Source organism: Campylobacter sp. BCW_6464, from assembly GCF_001762775.1.
Taxonomy (GTDB): domain Bacteria; phylum Campylobacterota; class Campylobacteria; order Campylobacterales; family Campylobacteraceae; genus Campylobacter_D; species Campylobacter_D jejuni.
In genome coordinates this window covers 1-506 of record NZ_MJXM01000001.1, presented here as the reverse complement: position 1 = coordinate 506, position 506 = coordinate 1, and the positions used below count along the sequence as shown (strand labels likewise).

Below are 506 nucleotides of genomic sequence, written 5' to 3'. Positions count from 1 at the left end.
ATTTTCTTTTTTGTAGTTTTTCAAGCATTAAAGGAAGTTCTTTTCTAAATAAGGCTTTATCAGGTATACCACAACCATGATCTAAATTTTTAATAAATTTTCCATCAATTTTATTTTCATCTATCAAATTTAAGCTTACATCATATCCTAAAATTTTTAATATTTGCATGGTTTGTTGTTTAAAATTGGCAGGCGTTAGAGGATCTTTATCGCTATGATAACTCACATAAATAATATTTTTATTTTTTTGACTTTGCAAAATCAAATGATCCTTATTTAACAATGTTCTAATAAAATAATTTTCATTATTAAAAAAATAAGGTGAATTTTCTTTACGCGTCCAGTGGGTTTTTAGAAAAAAAATAATCCTATTATGTGGAAAATCTTCATAATAATCACCGTAACTATGTTCCATTTCTCTTCCTAAAATATAATTTAAAGGTGGCAAAGCCGAACCTGAATTATCAATCACACCATCCACATACCAAGGAGCTATTTTTGCTATG

1 protein-coding gene is annotated in these 506 nt (G+C 26.7%); it reads right to left on the bottom strand.

Annotation, left to right across the window (positions count from 1 at the left end):
* Positions 1–506 (bottom strand): DUF2920 family protein (locus AJ885_RS00005; protein ID WP_261659915.1); only part of this gene is annotated, 506 nt, incomplete at both ends.